Genomic DNA, 18,408 nt, shown 5'->3' with positions numbered 1-18,408 from the left:
CAGGGTGGTGTGATGGGGAGGTGGACTTCATTCTGGTGGTGGATGACGACCCGGGCCTGCGGGAGCTGTTGCTGGCCGCATTGCGTTTCGCGGGGTTCGAGGTCGAGGCGGTCGGTGACGTGCCGGCCGCGCTGGCCGCGATAGAAGCCCGCACGCCCGACGCGATCGTGCTCGACGTGATGCTGCCCGGCACGAGCGGTTTCGACCTGCTGCACTTGCTGCACACGCGGGGCGTCACCGTGCCGGTGATGTTCCTGACCGCCCGCGACGAGCTGGATGACCGCGTGCGTGGGCTGCGCCTCGGTGGCGACGACTACCTCACCAAGCCGTTCCACGTGGTGGAGGTCGCCGCGCGGCTGGAGGCGCTGCTGCGGCGTTCCCGCCGGGTGTCACCAGAGGACAGGTGGCGCTGCGGCGACCTGGTGATGGACGAGGCCCGGCACGAGGTGACCCGGAACGGGCGCCCGGTCGAGCTCTCACCCACCGAGTTCCGGCTGCTGCGCTATCTGTTGGCCAACTCCGGGCGGGTCGTCTCCAAGGCCCAGATCCTTGACCACGTCTGGCAGTACGACTTCGGCGGCGACACGGGCGTGGTCGAGCGGTTCGTCTCCAACCTGCGGCGCAAGATCGACTTCGGCGGGCCTTCGCTGATCCACACCGTCCGGGGGTTCGGCTACAACCTGCGGGCGGTGCAAGAATGAACCGGCCCTCCCGATGGCGGCTCGCCCTCGTCCTGCTGCTCGCCGGGCCGGAAGCCGCCATCGCCACCGCGGTCAAGCGTGCGTTCGACGCCCAGCGGCGGGCACAGGACCGGCTGCGCAGCTTCGTCGCCGACGCCGGCCACGAACTGCGCACGCCGCTGGCGACCATGCAGGGCTGGATCGACCTGTACGTCCAAGGCGCCCTGCATGACCCCGCCCAACTCGACCACGCCATGGAGCGAATGCAGGCCGAGGTGGGCCGGATGCGACTGCTCGTCGATGAACTGGCGTTGCTGGCCCACCTCGACGCGGCCCGTCCGCTCGACCGCGAGCCGGTGGACGTCGTCGCGCTGGCCGGCGAGGTCGTCGACGACGCCCAGGTCGTCAGCGCCGACCGGGTCATCACCCTGCACGGGGCGGCGGAAGCGGTCATCGACGCGGACGGCCCGCGCATCCAGCAAGTCCTGCGCAACCTCGTCGGAAACGCGGTCCAGCACACCAGACCCGGCACGCCGGTCACGGTCACCGTCACCCGCCAGGACGCAGAAGTGACGATCGCGGTACACGACGACGGTGACGGGATCGAACCCGAACACCTGCCGCACGTCTTCGAGCGCTTCTACCGCGCCGACCCCGGCCGCCGCCGCGACAACGGAGGCTCATCAGGTCTGGGCCTGGCCATAGTGGAGGCGATCGTGACCGCACACGGCGGCACGGTCGGCGTCACCTCAACACCCGGCCAGGGCACCACGGTCCGAGTCACCCTCCCCGTCGACAACACTTCCTGACCCGCCATGACCGTTCGCATCAAGGCGGACCCCGCACCCCAGCTTCGCCGTATCCCCACCGAACCCGGCCTACGCGACCGCGTCCAAGCCTCGTCCCAGCCTTCCGCCACGGCCTGGTGACCTGACCGCGTAGACGACGTTCGGGCAACACCCAATGGCCGCGCCCAATGGCCGCGCCCGGTGGCCGCCGCTCAGGGCCGGACGCCGTCGCAGGCGAGGCGCAGCAGCCGGCGTGCCGCTGCCGGATCACCTTCGTTGGCCAGGGAAATGGCCGTCACGAGGGCGAGCAGGTCGTCCGGTGAGGTTCCCGGACGTACGGCACCCGCCGCGAGCGCTGCGTCCACCAGGTTCACGGTCGCCTCCCGCACCACGCCGTGGCAGCCGTCGGCCGAGGACGGCCCCCCGTCCGCGTCACCCTCCAACGACGCGGTCAGGCCACGGGTCTCCACAGCGGTCACGGTCAGCTCCTCCAGCCACGCGAGCAGCCCCGTGCCGGGGTCACCGCCGGCCAATTCGTCACCTCTGCGGCGCAAGCGCTCGACGGCCTCGCGGAAGACCTCGTCGAGCAACACGCGCCGAGACGAGAAGTGCCGGTGCAGCGTGGCCGAACCCACTCCGGCCTCGCGGGCGACCTCCTCGAAGGAGACCCGGGCCCCGTCCCGGGCGACGAGGGGCCGGGCCGCCGCCAGGAGTCGCTCGTGGTTGCGCTGCCAGTCCGCCCGCTGCGACCTGGACCCACTGCTCGCCATCGGGACGACCTCTCGCTAGACAAACGGGGTGCCACCCCATATCGTAGCGGACAGAAAACGGTGTGGTACCCCACTTACTGATCGGAGGGGCAGCCGTGCCCACATCACCGTCGTTCGTGCTGGTCACCGGAGCGACCGGCAAACAGGGGGGCGCCGTCGTTCGCGCGCTACTGGCCTCCCACCTCCGGGTTCACGCTCTGGTGCGAGACACCGACACCGAGCGCGCCGCCGCCCTGCGTGAACTCGGAGCCGTTCTCGTGCGAGGCGACCTGGACGACGCCCCGTCGTTGGAGGCGGCCCTTGACAACGCTCACGCGGTGTTCTCGGTGCAGACGCCCGACATCAGCGACCTGCAGGGCGACTCCGAAGTCCGCCACGGCCACAACCTGATCAAGGCCGCCCGACAGGCGCAGATAGGGCACGTGGTGCACACCTCGGTCTCGGGCGTCGGCACGATCGACGGCGAGCACTTCGACGAGCGGCGCTGGGGTTCCTTCACCCGGCACTACTACCGCAGCAAAGCCGCCATCGAGAACTTCGTGCGCACCGCCGGCTTTCCACAGTGGACGATCCTCAGGCCGGCCACGTTCATGGAGAACTTCGCCCGGCCATCGCCCTACTTCGCCGACATGACCTCGAACCGACTCGTCGCCGCCGTCGACCCCGACGTCGAACACCCTTTGGTCGCGGTGGACGACATCGGAACAGCCGCCGCCGCGGCGTTCGCAGAGCCGGAACGCTTCCACGGCGTCGAACTGGAACTGGCCGGAGACGTCCTGAGCTTCCGCGACGCCGCACAGGTCCTGTCCCGGGAACTCGGGACCCCCATCGAACTCGCCCCCAGCCCGGCACCCGCTCGCGCGGACGGCCTCCTCACCGCGCTCTTCCAAGCGCAGCAGCACATGAGCGCCCATCCCGCGCCGGCGCGTCCGAGGTTCGCCGCACACCTGGGTGTACCAACGACGACCTTCACCGACTGGACGAGGAACACCCTGCGCAACCGGTCGTCCGGCTAAGCCGTCAACAGCCGCCACCTGTCCGCGCCCGCACCGCCGCAGGGCGGTTGGTGACCCACGCCCACACCCCCGGCCGGGCGATCGGACCGCGCCAACCCGATGGAGAAGCGCCCCGCCCCGCGTATCGGAGCGGCACAGGCCGTTCACGGGGGCGGGGCCAGCCGCCAACGGCCGATCCCCCCGAGGGTGCGAGTCAAGACCGTGCAACAGGGTCCGCGCTCCTGGACGAATGCCAGATCGAAGCTTTAGCACCGACACCGGCCGCCGTCGCCGACGCGGTCGGCCTGGTGCCCACCACCCCTGACGATCGGCGTGGACTGGCACCCGCGCCCCACCGCCGACGGAGCCCAGCGATGGTTGCGCGACGCCGTGCGCCGGTGCTCCGCCCGGCCCGGGAGGGGTGGGTCCACGGTTTCTCAGCGGAGCGCCGCGCCGAGCGGGACGGCGGCGGGAGGCGGCATTGGTCGCCTCCGGTGTGTCGCCCCGGACACCGCCGTTGGCCAGCAGGACGACGATCCCGGCGCCCTAGGTGAACCGGCATCGCCGGACGCGGGCAAGTTCGCCCGCGCCGTCGACGATCTGTTCGGACAGCTCGGTGTGCGGCCGACCGAACTACCGGAACCGACTCGCAACACGCTCCCCCGGCGCTGGGAGTGCCGGTGCCCGCGCAGGAGCGGGCTCGGTTCCAGCAGACCCAGGAGACGCTGTCCCGGCGACTCTCGTCGGCCGAGCGGTACGCCGTCAGCCAAAAGACGGGCCTCTCCGTGGCGGACGTGCTCGCCGAGCCCGCCGGTTCGGACCGACTGGATCGTTCCTTCCAGCGATGAACTGTTGGTAGGTATGCACTTCTGCCCTCCCCACGTGGAATGCGCACGTGGGTGCCGGCTCTACGCGGAGTAGGTCTACGACGGTCGTTTCGTCACCTGGAAAGCCCATTACCGACCACGTCCGCTGTGCTTGAATGCTCGCGAGGCCGCCTTGGTGGGGATCATGAGGGCCTTGGTGTTCGTAGGGGTGGAACGCAGGTTGCTCACGTCGGCGGCGTTCTTCGGGGACCGCTGGTGGGTGGAGCGTGCCTGCGCACGGCGCGGGGGGAAACGCGTGAACAAGGGGAAAGCACGTCTGTTCTGGTCTGCCGCTTCGCTGCTCGCACTGGTGGCGGCAGGATTGTCACCGGTGCCGGCACCGGCCGCGAGAGCCGCGGAGACCGCGCCCAGGGTGGCCGCGCCACCGTCACCGAGGTGCACCCAGGTGGCTGTGGCGGCGGAGGCGGCCGAATCGTCCGCGCAGGCTCCTGAGAGCAGGCCGATCCAGGCTGATCAGGCGTCCGCCGCCTACGCGGCGCCGGACACGCCGCGGCGGATGATCCCGGGCGACGAGCACCCGGTGCGGGTGACCGTCCGCAACACCACGCAGTCACCGCTGGTGGCGGGCAGGCACGTGCTGTCCTACCACTGGACCCTGCCCGACGGCGGCGACGCCACGGCGGGCAACCGGCTGGACACGGCGTTGCCGGCGAACCTGGCGCCGGGCGCGGAGGTCACCCTCGACGCACGCGTGAAGGCCCCGGCGCCGGCCGACATCGGCAACGACCGCGAGCAGTTCACGCTGCGGTGGGACGTCTACGACACCAGCACCCGCAGGTGGCTGTCCGAGACGGCGGGCGTGCCCACGCTCGACCTGGACGTGCGCGTGGAGCGGCCCACTTCCGACCAGCTCGGGCTGGAGCACTTCTACTCCTACGCCGGCCTGGCCACCGGCGCGGGCGGAAACCTGTCGGTCAACCAGTTCTCCGGCAACGCCGTGTGGAACTACGACGTGCTGACCAACCCCAGCCGCGGCCTGGCGAGCTTCAGCCGGCTGTCCTACAACTCCTCGGACACCTCGAACTCCTACGCCGGCCCCGGGTGGTCGGTCACGGCGTCGACGCTGAACCGGCTCGGCACACCGCTGGAGTTCGGCGGCCTCCTGCCGGGGCTGCTCGGTTGGCCGACCACGGTGAGCCTGGTCGACGGCGACGGCACCGGGCACCTGTTCGAGCTGAACAAGCACGACAGCGCCGACAGCCGGAACTGGACCTACGACGCGCCGGCCGGCGTGCACCTGTACCTGCGGTACCTCCCGGGCGGCGATGACCAGCGGCGCTGGGTGTTCACCACGCCGGAGCGCACGGAGTTCTTCTTCGACGCGCAGGGCTACCACACGGCGACGGTGGACAAGAGCGGCAACACCATGTCGTTCACCTACGAGCGGGCGCTGCTGGGCAACCGCAACACCGGTGTGCTGAAGCACGTCACCGACGCCACCGGCCGCCGCACGCTGACGCTGGACTACTACCAGCGCGGCGACGCGTTCTCGTACATCCTCGGCGGCAGGAAGCTGACCGGGACGAACCTGGACAACCTGTTCATCATCAACAAGCTCAAGTCCGTCACCGACGTGTCCGGTCGGGTGGTGGCGTTGACCTACACCGACAAGGGGCACCTGGGTGAGGTCGTGGACGGGCTGGGCAACCCGGACGCCAAGCCCTTCACGTTCTTCTACGACGAGGCCAACGCCAAGCTGCTGTCCGTGGTGGACCCGAACGGCGGCACCACCAGGGTGGACTACTTCACCGGCGCCGGTGAAGCGCTGCGCAGGTGGAACGTCCGGACCATCACCGACCGGGGCCAGGCCACGACCGGCTTCGACTACGTCGACCCGGACGCCGACAAGGGCTCGAAGGTCGACTCCGCCCTGGTGGACGGCAACGGCCACACCACCCGCACCCTGCTCGACGGCTACGGGCGGTCGGAGCGCATCACCAACGCCAAGAACGAGACCACCCAGGTGCACTGGGACGCCGACAACAACGTCGTCCGCCTGGTCGAGCACAACGGCGCCACGCAGACCTGGTCCTACGACCAGAAGACCGGCTTCCCGCTGGAGATCCGCGACGCCGAGGCCAACCGGACGAACGGCCCGGCCACCCGCCTGGCCTACCGCACCGAGCTCGGCGGGCACGTCGCCGACCTGACCGAGAAGGTCACCCCCGAAGGTCGCAAGTGGACGTTCGCGTACGACGACAAGGGCAACCTGCTCGCCGTCACCGACCCGAAGGGCAACGCGACCCCGGACCAGAACGACTACACGTCGCGCTACTCCTACGACGGCTTCGGCCACCTGATCGAGCAGACCGACGCCAACGGCAACACCACGAAGTACGGCGACTACGACGCCAACGGCTACCCGCGGCTGATCACCGACCCGCTCAACTGCACCACGGCCTACCGCTACGACGACGTCGGCAACGTCACCTCCGTCACCGACGCGCACGGCAAGACCGGCACGTACACCTACGACGTCTTCAAGCGCCCGCTGGACACGCGCGAGCCGAAGGACCAGGCAGCCGGCGCCTACATCGTCACGCCGGGACCGCGCTACGACCGCAACGACAACGTGGTGACCAGCACCGCGGCCAACGGCGCCGTCACCCGCGTCGCCTACGACGCGATGGACCGGCAGGTCGGCGTCTACGCGCCCAAGGACGACCCGGGCGGTCCGGAGAAGCTGACCACGTTCGCCTACGACGCCGTCGGCAACCTGCTGGAGCAGACCGAACCCAAGGGGATGCTGACCCCGGGGGAACCGGACGACTTCACCTACTCCTTCACCTACGACGAGCTCGACCGGGTCATCCGGGCCACCGACGTCAACGGCAACGTGATCAGCGCGGAGTACGACGACGTCGGCAACCTCGTCAAAGAGGTCGACGCGCGCAAGTACAAGACACCGGACCCCAACGACTTCACCACCCGGTACGTCTTCGACGCCAACCACCAGGTGGTGGAGACCGTCGACGCGGACGGCCACTCGGCGAAGACGCGGTACGACCGCGACGGCAACGTCGTCGCCGGCATCGACGAGCAGGGCAACGAGACGCTCATCGAACTGGACGAGCGCGGCCTGCAGCGCGAGGTCCGCTCCCCGCACAGCTCCGACAACGGCGAAATCCGGTACTTCACCACCAGGTACGAGTACGACCAGGTCGGCAACCTGACCCGCACCGTCAACCCGCGCGGGGTGGACACGCCGGACAAGGGCGACGACTTCGTCAGCGAGACGGTCTACGACGAGCTCAACCGGGTGCGCGAGGAGATCCTGCCCTACGACCCGGACGACGCGGAGCACAAGACGCCGGTCGGCACGATCAAGACCTACAACGGGGTCGGCGACCTGGTCGAGGTCAGCGCGCCGCCGTCGCACGGCGAGTCGGCCCGCAACGTCACCAGGCAGACGTACTACGACAACGGTTGGCTGCGCACGTCCACCGACCCGTGGGACATCAAGACCGCCTACGACTACACCGCCACCGGGCAGCAGTCCAACCGCACGGTGACCAGCGCCGGCGGTGGGGCGCAGCGCGTGGAGACGTGGGAGTACTTCCCCGACGGGAAACTCAAGAAGCGCTCCGACGAAGGCGTCCCGGTGGGCCGCAACGTGGTCGTCGTCGACAACTCCGACGCGGCGCGCACCCAGGTGAAGGGGAACTGGCGCACCGAGGAGTCGGGCAGGGGGTTCCAGGACGCCGCGTACCGCGCCACCGACGCCGACGACGCCGCGTTCACCTGGAAGGCCGCCGTTCCGGCCGACGGCACCTACGACGTGCTGGTGCGCCATCCCGGTGCCACGGCGACGGACGCCGCGTACACCGTCGAGCACAACGGCGGCACGAGCACCGCGCGCGTCGACCAGACGCAGCGGGCCGGTGAGTGGACCAGCATCGGCAAGTACGCCATGTCAGGGGGGCAGTCCCGCACCATCACGCTGTCCGGCAAGGCCGACGGCACCGTGGCCGCCGACGCCGTGCAGCTGGTGCGCGACAACAGTGCGGACGCCGACGACGAGAAGAAGGTCTTCGAGCACCGGTACGACCCGAACGACAACCTGGTGGAGATGACCGACTCCACGCCGAACACGCCGGTCGACGCCTACCGCGTCGCCTACAACGCGGTGAACCTGGCGGAGAAGGTCGAGGAGCTCAAGGCCGGCGCGGTCAAGCACACCACCGACTACCGCTACGACGAGAACGACAACCTGACGTTCGCCAAGTTCGACGGCAAGTCGGCGCTCTACGAGTACAACGCGCGCGACCTGGTCACGAAGGTCACCAACAAGAAGGACGACGCGGACCAGGGCAAGATCAATTCCTTCACCTACACCTCGCGCGGGCACGTCGAGAGGCACGTCAAGAGCAACGGCAACACCGTCGACTACACCTACTACCTCGACGGGCTGCTGCGCCGGCAGCTGGAGAAGAAGAAGGACGGCGGGCAGGTCGTCGTCGAGCACAACCTCGCGTACGACTCCAACTCCAACAAGATCCGCGACGATGGGCGCAAGCAGAACGCGGACGACCACGGCGCGACCATCAACGCCGACGCGACGTACACCCACGACCCGCGCGACCGGGTGCGGAAGGTGACGAAGAAGGGTGGCGAGGGCGAGCGCACCGAGGAGTACAAGCACGACGACAACGGCAACGTCTGGGACCAGCGGGTCGACGGCGCGCACACCGCGTTCGACTACGACCGCAACCGGCTGCTGTCGTCCACCACGGACGGGCAGCAGGCGAACTACGACTACGACGCGTTCGGCCGCCTGCACCAGGTGACGCAGTCCGGCAAGCAGGTGGAGAAGTACACCTACGACGGGTTCGACCGCAAGGTGGAGCACGTCAAGGACCAGGGCACCGGGCCGAAGACCACCAAGTACACCTACGACCCGCTGGACCGGCAGCAGACCAGGGTCGAGGGTGACAAGACCACTGCGTTCCACTACCTCGGACTGTCCGACCAGGTCCTGACCGAGGACGAGAACGGCAAGCTGCGCAAGGCGTACCAGTACTCCAACGACGGCGAGCTGCTCGCGCAGGTCAAGTACTCCGACGACGGCAAGGAGGAGGACTCGGTCTACGGGTTCAACCCGCACTCCGACGTCGAGCAGGTCACCGACTCCCAGGGCGACGCGAAGTCCACCTACGGCTACACCGCCTACGGCAAGGACGACGAGAAGGAGTTCTCCGGCGAGGACAAGCCCGACCAGGCGAACCCGGACAAGCCGGAGGAGAACTCGTACCGGTTCAACACCACCCGGCACGACAAGAGCACCGACACCTACGACATGGGGTTCCGGGACTACTCCCCCGGCCTGAACAGGTTTCTGACGCTCGACCTGTACAACGGGGCGCTCGCGGACCTCGGGATGACCACCGACCCGTGGACGAACAACCGGTACGCCTTCGGCGCCGGCAACCCGCTGTCCCAGGTGGAGATCGACGGCCACGGGTGGCTCGACGACGCCGCGGACTGGGTGAAGGACAACGCCAAGGAGGTCGGGCACGCGGCGCTCGACGTCGCCGGCGTGATCCCCGTGGTCGGCGAGGCCGCGGACCTCGCGAACTCGGCCTGGTACGCCGCAGAGGGGGACTACGCCAACGCCGCGCTGTCGGCCGCGGCGGCGGTGCCCTTCGCCGGGTGGGGTGCCACCGCGGTCAAGGCGGGCAAGTACGCGGTCAAGGGCGCCGAGGCGGCGCAGGGCGGGGCGAAGGCCGCCGACGCCGGGCAGAGCGCGGCGAAGACGGCCGGCCAGGCGGCCGATGCCGGGGCCAACGGCGCGAAGGCGGCGCCCGCGCCGAAACCGGCACCGAAGGCGGGCGGACCGAGCGGCGGCAAACCCTCCGGTGGCGGAGGCGGCAAAGCCGGCGGCACGGCGTCGACCGGCAAGAACGCCTCCGGCGGCGGCTCAGGGGGCGGCAAGGCGGCCAACGGCGGTGGCACCAGCGCCACCAAGGGCGGATCGGGCGCGTGCCGCAACAGCTTCGCCCCCGGCACCCCGGTGCTCATGGCCGACGGAACGCACCGCCCGATCGAGGACGTGCGCGAGGGCGATGAGGTCCTCGCCGGCGACCCGGACACCGGGGCGACCGCCGTCCGCCCGGTCACCGCGCTGATCGTCGGCGAGGGTGCCAAGGAACTGGTCGAGATCACGATCGAGGCGGGTCACACCTCCGGGACCGTGGTCGCGACCGCCGAACACCCGTTCTGGGTCGACGACCAGGGCCGTTGGGCCGATGCCGGGCAACTGCGGGTCGGAGACCAGGTCCTGACCGCCGACGGCGAGCGTCGGGAGGTCCTCGCCACCCGGCAGTGGACCCAGCACCGCAAGGTCCACAACCTCACCGTGCACGGCGTCCACACCTACTACGTCGGTGTCGCCGACGAGGACGTGCTGGTGCACAACTGCGGCGAAACGCCGCACGGTTTCTCGAACCGGGGCGACTTCGAGAGCTTCGGCCGGTCGCTGCACGACGGTCTGGCACGGGCCGGCTACCCCGGCGCCCAGGGCGTCATGCAGGGCAGCGCCGTGACCGGGCGCAAGTACACCACCGGCGCGCCGTTCGACGTCGGCAGGCGCAGCGACTTCGACGTGGCGCTGGCCGGCGACGACATCTTCGGCGCCGCGAAGGGGGCCGGCCTGGCGACCAGGTCCGGCGGCATCCGCACCGGTCCGCTCGACCGACGCGCCCTGCGCGCCCTCGGGCTTTCCGGCCTGCGCGGCGAACTGAGCAGAATGGCGGGCCGGAAGGTGAACTTCATGGTGTACCGCTCGGTGGAGGACGCCACCGGTCGCGGAGCGAGCATGACGATCCCGAGGTAGGTCGTGGAAACAATCATCTGCGGATCCGGCAACGCGAGCATCGACGAGGTGGGCGGGCAGGTGGACCGCCTGCTCGGTGTCGCCCTCGAACCGCACGAGAGCTCGTACTTCGGTGGCGGGTACCTGACCGTCACCACGGAGCTGGACGAGGAGATCAAGGTGGTCGACAACTCCGTCGAGGACGGTGACGGCGAGGTGACCTACCCGGAGTTCGCGGGCCACGCGGTCATCGTCGAGATCGAGGAGACCGAGCGGGGCGACGAGCTGGTGGGGAAGCTCGCGGGCGCACCGGATCTGTACCTGCTCAAGAGGGTCACGTGGTGATCGTGTCCCCGTGGTGACGGGGCGGAACGTGTCAGTGACGAGGGGGAGCAAGATGAGGCGGACTGCTTCTGCGGGTCTCGGGGTCGCCGTGCTGGCGGTGGCCTCGATGGTGATGGCGCCGGCGGCGTCAGCGGCCGCGGCGTTGCCGCTGTCGGGTTTCGGCGACGTGGCGGTCGACAGCGCGCGCCAGCGGGTGTTCATCTCCGGTGGCGCGTCGTCCAACGGCGTGGCGGTGACCGACTTCTCCGGCCGGGTGCGCACGGTGGTCGAGAACCAGCCGGGCGCGGACGGGCTGGAGCTGAGCGCGGACGGCACGCGGCTGTTCGTGGCGCTGTCCGCGGGCGACGGCATCTCGGTGATCGACACGTCGACCCTGGCCGAGACCGCGCGGTACGCCACCGGAGCGGGGACGTGCCCGACGCACCTGGCCCGCACGGGTGGTGTGGTGTGGTTCGGGTACGGCTGCGCGGACGGCAACTGGTCGGGCAAGATCGGCAAGCTGGACCCGGCGGCGGCCGAGCCGGTGCAGGGCGAGCAGCAGGGCGCGCCGCGGTTCCAGCGGGCTCCGCTGTTGGCCTCCTCCGGTGCCGCGGCGGGGCCGCTGGTGGCCGGGCAGCTGTCGTTGAGCCTGTCGACGGTGCAGGTCTACACCGTCTCGGATGGAGCGCTGACCGCCGGGACGTCCGGCGACGGGGTCGGCGCCGGGCTGACGGACCTCGACGTGACCGGTGACGGGGCGACGCTGTTCAGCGCGGCCGGGTCCCGTGACCGGGTGGAGGCGTTCGCGACGGCGGACCTGGCGCGCCGGGGTGCGTACGCGACCCGACCCCGACCGGCCGCGGTGTCGTTGTCGCCGGACAGCGCGTACGTGGCCGCGGGAGCGCTGACCGGCGACGCCAATGACGTGCTGGTCTACCGCGTCGGCGGCGCGACGCCGGTGAACACCGTCTCGCTGGACAGCGGCGAGACGGTGCAGCCGCGCGGCTTGGCGTGGTCGGCGGACCAGCGGACGCTGTTCGTGGTCACCCGGCACAACAACGACCCGCAGCCGCGCCTGGAGGTCGAGCGCTACCCGGTCGGGTGATGAGCCGGCCCACCCGAGGAGGCAGCCGAACGCCCGCACCCGCGATGGTGCGGGCGTTCGGCCGCTCGACGCCTGACGGCGGTCGTGGCCGAGGCTGGTGCCACCGCGCCGAGGCCGGACGGCCGACGCCGGCCACTTGCGCTGCGGTGCGTGAACAGAACTGCTCCCGCCCTGCTCGTCGGCGCGTGCGGTGGCGGAACGTCGACCGCCACGTCCTCCTCGTCGGCGACCACCACCAGTACTGCGCCGTCGATCGACGCCTCGGCTGGTTTCCGGAGCCAGCGTCGCGGGCCCAAGCATCGCGTACTGACCGGCAAGGGCGGTGCCACGCTCTTCCCTGCGACCGCGGTCTTGTTCGCCGGTGCTGAACTTCTCGGTCAGCGAACTGCCGGGGACCGGCCCCGCCTCGTTGGTCTTGCCGATCGGCGCCGACCCGTCCTCATCGTCACTCTGGGTGTGGCGTGACTTCGATGATGTGCTTTCCCCGGACGCCGCCCGCTTCGAGCGCCGCGTGTGCCGCTGCGATGTCCGAGAGCTGGTGGACGGTATCCACGACCGGGCGTACCTCGCCGTCTTCGGCCAGCTGCACGAGTTCGGCGAACAACTCGCGTTGTGGGTTGCCACTGAAGAAACGGACTCGTTTGGAACCGTGCACAGTGGACGCCAGCAGGTAACCGACGCTGCGGACGAGGTGTGATGTGTCGAACGCGATGGCGACCATGCGGCCGGTTCGGGTCAACAACCGGCGGTAGGTGGCGTGATCTGTGCCTACGGTGTCCAGCACGACGTCGAAGCGCCCAAGCTGCCCAGGCTGCGTCGTGCGGTAGTCGAAGACCTCGTCAGCGCCCAGATCGCGCACGAAGTCCAGATTGGACTTTCCGGCCAGGCCGGTCACGTGCGCACCGAACGCCTTGCCGATCTGAACGGCCATGCTTCCGACACCCCCGCTGGCCCCGCGGATCAGCAGGCGTTCGCCCGGCTGGAGATGAGCGACATCGCGCAACGCGGTGATCGACGTGGTGCCTCCGCCCAGTATGGAAGCAGCCTCGACAGACGTCAGGTTCCGCGGCTTCCGGGTGACCCGGTTCGGCTTGACGGTGACGTATTCCGCCGCACTTCCCCTTCGTCCGATCAGCTCGGTGGAGCGTGGCAGCACGCCACACACGAATTCGCCGTTCCGGGCATCGGTGACCGAGCTGCCGACGTCCACGACCTCGCCGACGAAATCCATGCCGATGTACCTGGGGAACCGGCGCCCCATCAACAGCCTCAGTTCTCCGGCGCGAGCGGCGAGCTCGCCACCGTTGACGGTCGTGGCATGCACGCGCACCCTGATCTCTTTCGATGTGTGGCGCGGAATGGGCACCTTGGCCTCATACAGCACCGATGGCGGGCCGTAGCGGTCGAAAAGCGCTGCACGCATCTCGCTCTCCGCCGTCTGATCATGGTCCACGGGGGTCATGAATAGCTCCTCTCGGACGACTGTCCGGGGTGGTCGCGATGTGGATCGAGCTGGTCACGAAGCCTGCGCGCGACAAGATGCGGACCGGCGGGCCGACCAGGTGAACCGCCATCGGGTCAGGCGTTCGGGACGGCTCGTGGGTGTCGTCTTCTACCAGGTGACCATGAGTTCGTGGAGGCCGAAAACGGCCGAGTCGTTCTTGAGTGTCTCGTGCGTGATCGGCTTGGCCAGTTCCAGCGTGGGAATTCGGCGGAACAGGGTGTCGAAGACGATCTCAAGTTCCGCTCTGGCGAGGTTCTGGCCCAGGCACTGGTGAGGGCCGTAGCCGAATGCGACGTGGTGACGGGCGCCGCGTTCGAGGTCCAGGTCGTCCGGGTTGTCGAACACCGCGGGGTCTCTGTTGGCGGCGTGGCCCAGAACCAGCACGCCTTCGCCCGCACGGATCGTCACACCGCCGATCTCGGAGTCCTCGACGCACAGTCGCGTCACAGCTATGTCGACGATGGTCAAGTACCGCAGCAACTCCTCGACAGCAGCAGGCGTCTTGGCCGGATCAGCGACGATCATGGCGAGCTGGTCGGGATTCTCCAACAGGGCCGAAGTGCCGAGCGCGATCATGTTCGCGGTTGTCTCGTGCCCGGCGACCAGGAGCAGCAACGCTTCCGCGACCAATGACTCGCGTCGGTAGCCGCCGTCGGTCCTGCGCCGCTGGACCTGACGGCTGAGCAGCTGTTCGTCCGGGTTGGTCTCCTTCGTGCCGATCAGCTCGTCCAGGTACGAGCTGATCGCGCCGAATGCGGCTACCCGTTCCTGTGACGGTGTCCCCCGCAGCAGGAACTTCGCCGTGTTGCGCTGGAAGAAGTCCTGGTCGGCATGGGGAACGCCGAGGATGTCGCAGATGACCAGGGACGGCACCGGCAACGCCAGCGCGAGGACGAGGTCGACCGGTTTCGGTCCGGCCAGCAGACCGGCCACGTGCTCGTCGACGATGTGCTGGATCCGCGGTCGAAGCTTGTCCACGCGGCGAACCGTGAAGTCGCCGGACACGGCGCGCCGAGCGTGTCCGTGCTCCGGCGGATCCATCATGATCATGGATTTTTCGTCGGACAGTCCGCCCGGTGCGATGACGGGGAAGTCGGGGTGCAGGCGGTTCGAGCTGAACCGGCGGTCGCCCAGCACTCGCCGCACGTCCTCGTGGCGAGACACGACCCAGGCCCACCCGCCGAACGGCAGGTCGACCTTGACCACTCCGTGTTCCTCGCGGATCTCGCGGTACTCCGGCGGCGGAGCGAACGGACAGGAGCGCGAGAGCGGGAAAGCGTACCGATGCTGCCCGGTCACCGTCATGTGTCAATCTCCTCAACAGATCGATCGATCTCGATGATGTGTTTCCCGCACCACGGGCTCCAGGGCTCGATGAGCAACGGCGATGCCCGAAAGGGAATGAACCGTGTCCACAACGGGCCGCTGCTTGCCGCTCTCGGCGAGCCGGGCCATTTCGGTGAACAACCCACGCCGCGGATCAACCGTCACATGTCCGCGATCAGCGCTTGATCAGACGGGCGGCCTCTTCAAGGTCGGCGTTGCGCATCGTGAATGCTTTGCCGTTCACGCCGACCAGCCGCTGCACCGTGCCGGCCAACGGTGAGCGCGCCAGGCGCAGCATCGCCGATCGGAGTACGGCCTCCGGCCGGTTGGCCGGAGTGAAGATCAATCGACCGCGCGATGCGAAGGTCTGGAAGTACTCCACGTAGGGACGCGTCGTCTTCTCCCATTCGAGCAGCGCCCTCCCCGGATCTTCCGGGTAGCGGGTGAGCATCGTCCCGAGGAGCTCCGCGCCGGCGATCCCGTTGGACACGCCCATGCCCGCGTAGAGGGTGACGCACCATGCGGAGTCGCCGACGAGCACGACGCGGCCGCGATGCCAGGAGTCGAGGTGTACCTGTTCGACCGAGTCGAACAGGTACTGGTCGGTGTCCTCCAGGAATCGCACGGCCTGTTCCAAGGTCGACCCCAGGGGCTCTGGCCCGTAGACCTCGCGGATGCGTCGGGCCGCCGGGATCGCGAACTCCGCGTCGACGTTGGTGGTCCGGTAGGAGAACAGCACGGCCGGCGGCTGGTCGGTGAAGGGGAACAGCCAGAAGGAGCGGCCAGGCTCGGCCAAGGTTGCCCCTTCACCCGGCGCGAGACCAGGAAGGTCGCCCGGGAGCTGGTAGGCCGCGATCATGTAGTTCAGCCGGCGCAGGTAGTCCTCATCCGGCCCGAACACCAGCTTGCGCACGGTGGAGCGCAGGCCGTCCGCCCCGATGACGAGCTCGAAGCGCTCGGTGCGCTCCGTCCCGTCCACCGCGTTGCGCGTGGTGACCGCGACACCGCGGGCATGCTGGTGGATCACGACGGGCACGGTCGAGTAGCGGACCTCGATGTCCGGATCCAGCGCGGCGAACGCCGCCTGCTCCACATCGCCTCGCACCATGAGCGCCGGGCCTCCCGGCTGGTCCGAGAACCCCGTGGTCGGCCGCTTGCCGCCCTTCCGGTCCAGCTGGTAGGTGATCCGGTTCGCCGGGGTGCGGTCTTCGAGCCCGTGCGAGATTCCCAACCGATGCGCCGCGTTGCGCCCCACACCGAACAGGCCGATGAAGTAGCCGCCCCGCCTCCGGCCCGGCGCCTTCTCGATCACGACTGGAGTCCAGCCCGCCTTCCGCAGCGCGATGGCTGCGGAGATGCCACTGATCCCGAGGCCGACGACCAGGGCCTTGGGGGTGTCGGCCGATGAAGTCATGCCACCAGCGTATGACCAACTGACCGGATGCGTCATACAGTCAGTTCATGACGTAGGTCACACTGAGAGTTCGCGGGCTGACCCGTCGGGGTGTGCGCGCACAGGGCAGGGACATCCACTCAGATCGCAGGACGAGGCGCCGCGCTGCGAATGTGGTATGACGAGCACGTCAGGGCGTCGCTTGCGTGGAGCACAGGCGACGCTTACATGGGGCGGAATCGGAGTTGACGACACATGGTGACACGCGCGGGACGAAGTGCGGAGAAGGTCACGCGTATTCTCGCTTCCGCCGAGGAGCTACTTCTGAAGCGCGGCTTTCGCGGAGTCACCATCGCCGATATCGCGGAACGCGCGCACGTCGGTAAGGGCACGGTCTATCTGTACTGGAGCACGAAGGAAGACGTCTTCCTCGAACTGCTCACCCGCGACGTCCTCACACTCATCAACGGCTTCCGCGAGGCGGCGACGCGGAACATCGAGCTCACCCTGCCGCACCGGCTCTGTTCGTACCTCGTCCGATCCGCGCTCGAAAGGCCCCTGGTCCGGGCTCTTCAAGCAAACGACGCCGACGTGCTCGGTCTCGTCATCGACCATCCCCGCAGTCAGGATCTGGTCAAGCAGCACGGGGCGCCGGCCCTGATCAAAGCTCTTCTGCCGATCTGGCGTCGGCACGGCCTGGTTCGCACGGACTGGGAACTGGACGACCAGGCTTACGCGTTGCAAAGCCTTACCCTCGGGCACCTGGAGATGCGGGTGCGCAAGCACATCAGCCCCAGCACCACCATGCCGCCCGAGGACGTCCTCGCGGCCGCCGTAGCGGCACTGCTAGGCGTTGAGAACGAAGCCACGACGGACGCCAACGCCGTCGCGGCCGAGGTCCTTCAGGTGTTCACGACCTCCGCCACCATCCTCGAAGCGGCGAACGCCTAAGCCGCCCCGGGTGGGACCGCGGGCGGCGCGACCTCACCGCCAAGGTCCCGCCATCGTGTTGCCACACCAGCGAGACAGGCCCCGTCCACCCCCTGCCGGCTCCCCGGTATGACGCCTGGTGCGTAACCGCCCCGCACTTTTCCCGTCGTGAGGGAAGACCGCGATCGCAGCGGCCACACTGATCCCGATGATGCACGGCATGACCGGCGAGGGGCCGTACGCGCCTCCGCTGTTGTCCGGGTCCTTCGTAACAGCCGTCGGCGCCGGTTCAGGTGTCCGCGCGTGCCTGGAGAGAACGCCGAGGCAAGGCAGCAACGCCCGTCAACTCATCGGAAAGCTCCCATAGGCGGCGGGCCACCTCAGCGCCCTGCGCCTTCGCCGAGCGGCCGACCAGTTTCGGTGCGCCCCCACACCTGCAGGACCGCCCGGGGGCCGCATAGCTGCCGCCCGGACGGCCGCGTACAGCGTCGGCCGGGCACCACCGTCATCGCTCTGCGCGACGAGACTGACCACCTTTCCGACGAGGACACGCCACCAGCCCTCGTTCCGCAGGAGAGCCGGCGTGTCGGCTTTGCCAGCGGCGCAGGGCGTTTCAAGATCATGGCGTGCGTGCTGAGGTCCTGGCCGACGACCTGTGGGCTCGGCTGGAACCGTTGATCCCGATGCCCCCGGGCATTTCCGCTATCCGAGTCGCAGGCGTGTTGACGACCGAGTCGCGCTGGAGGGCGTCCTGTATGCGGTGCGCACCGGGATCGGCTGGAACCGGCTGCCCACAGCCTTGTTTCGGCGCCTCGGGCGCGACCTGCTGGCGGCGGTCGACCGAGTGGCATGAGGCTGGCGTCTGGCAGCAACTGCCTGAGCGGTTGCTCGCCGA

12 protein-coding genes are annotated in these 18,408 nt (G+C 69.1%); 8 read left to right on the top strand and 4 right to left on the bottom strand.

The window, feature by feature from the left end; translation table 11 throughout:
* Positions 1-20: 20 nt before the first annotated feature.
* Together BN6_RS14085 and BN6_RS14080 are read left to right on the top strand one after the other, a co-directional pair.
* Entirely contained in the window at positions 21-701 is a 681-nt protein-coding gene (locus tag BN6_RS14085; protein ID WP_041312764.1) for a response regulator transcription factor, read from the top strand.
* On the top strand, positions 698-1,489 hold the full coding sequence (locus tag BN6_RS14080; RefSeq protein WP_015100319.1) for a sensor histidine kinase: 792 nt from the start codon (positions 698-700) through the stop codon (positions 1,487-1,489). The genes BN6_RS14085 and BN6_RS14080 overlap by 4 nt, the downstream gene beginning before the upstream one ends.
* A 191-nt stretch (positions 1,490-1,680) precedes the next feature.
* On the opposite strand, the gene BN6_RS14075 is transcribed toward BN6_RS14080, so the two are convergent.
* On the bottom strand, positions 1,681-2,238 hold the full coding sequence (locus tag BN6_RS14075; RefSeq protein ID WP_015100318.1) for a TetR/AcrR family transcriptional regulator: 558 nt from the start codon (positions 2,236-2,238) through the stop codon (positions 1,681-1,683).
* A 116-nt stretch (positions 2,239-2,354) separates the two neighbouring features.
* Between BN6_RS14075 and BN6_RS14070 the strand changes: the two genes are divergently transcribed.
* The 5 genes from BN6_RS14070 to BN6_RS14055 all read left to right on the top strand — a co-directional run bounded on the left by BN6_RS14070 (position 2,355) and on the right by BN6_RS14055 (position 12,360).
* Positions 2,355-3,254 (top strand): NmrA/HSCARG family protein, encoded by a 900-nt coding sequence (locus tag BN6_RS14070; protein ID WP_197540270.1) that lies wholly within the window; start codon positions 2,355-2,357, stop codon positions 3,252-3,254.
* Between the two features lie 659 nt (positions 3,255-3,913).
* A complete protein-coding gene (locus BN6_RS46655) occupies positions 3,914-4,081 on the top strand; it encodes a hypothetical protein (protein ID WP_158509384.1) in 168 nt (55 codons plus the stop codon).
* Positions 4,082-4,505: 424 nt separating this feature from the next.
* A complete protein-coding gene (locus BN6_RS14065; protein ID WP_148302865.1) occupies positions 4,506-10,952 on the top strand; it encodes a golvesin C-terminal-like domain-containing protein in 6,447 nt (2,148 codons plus the stop codon).
* Positions 10,953-10,955: 3 nt separating this feature from the next.
* Positions 10,956-11,276 (top strand): hypothetical protein, encoded by a 321-nt coding sequence (locus BN6_RS14060; RefSeq protein ID WP_015100314.1) that lies wholly within the window; start codon positions 10,956-10,958, stop codon positions 11,274-11,276.
* A gap of 52 nt (positions 11,277-11,328) precedes the next feature.
* Entirely contained in the window at positions 11,329-12,360 is a 1,032-nt protein-coding gene (locus tag BN6_RS14055; RefSeq protein WP_015100313.1) for a YncE family protein, read from the top strand.
* 445 nt (positions 12,361-12,805) lie between these two features.
* Here BN6_RS14055 and BN6_RS14050 read toward each other — a convergent pair whose 3' ends face one another.
* From BN6_RS14050 to BN6_RS14040, 3 genes are all read right to left on the bottom strand, one after another.
* Entirely contained in the window at positions 12,806-13,822 is a 1,017-nt protein-coding gene (locus BN6_RS14050; RefSeq protein WP_015100311.1) for an NAD(P)-dependent alcohol dehydrogenase, read from the bottom strand.
* 150 nt (positions 13,823-13,972) lie between these two features.
* On the bottom strand, positions 13,973-15,169 hold the full coding sequence (locus BN6_RS14045) for a cytochrome P450 (protein WP_015100310.1): 1,197 nt from the start codon (positions 15,167-15,169) through the stop codon (positions 13,973-13,975).
* 196 nt (positions 15,170-15,365) lie between these two features.
* On the bottom strand, positions 15,366-16,640 hold the full coding sequence (locus tag BN6_RS14040; protein ID WP_015100309.1) for an FAD-dependent monooxygenase: 1,275 nt from the start codon (positions 16,638-16,640) through the stop codon (positions 15,366-15,368).
* Between the two features lie 198 nt (positions 16,641-16,838).
* Between BN6_RS14040 and BN6_RS14035 the strand changes: the two genes are divergently transcribed.
* Entirely contained in the window at positions 16,839-17,534 is a 696-nt protein-coding gene (locus BN6_RS14035; protein WP_015100308.1) for a TetR/AcrR family transcriptional regulator, read from the top strand.
* Positions 17,535-18,408: the final 874 nt, after the last annotated feature.

It is taken from the genome of Saccharothrix espanaensis DSM 44229, assembly GCF_000328705.1.
GTDB classification, from domain to species: Bacteria; Actinomycetota; Actinomycetes; order Mycobacteriales; family Pseudonocardiaceae; genus Actinosynnema; species Actinosynnema espanaense.
Note: the sequence above shows the minus strand (reverse complement) of the source record. Positions and strands in the feature narration are given on the sequence as shown.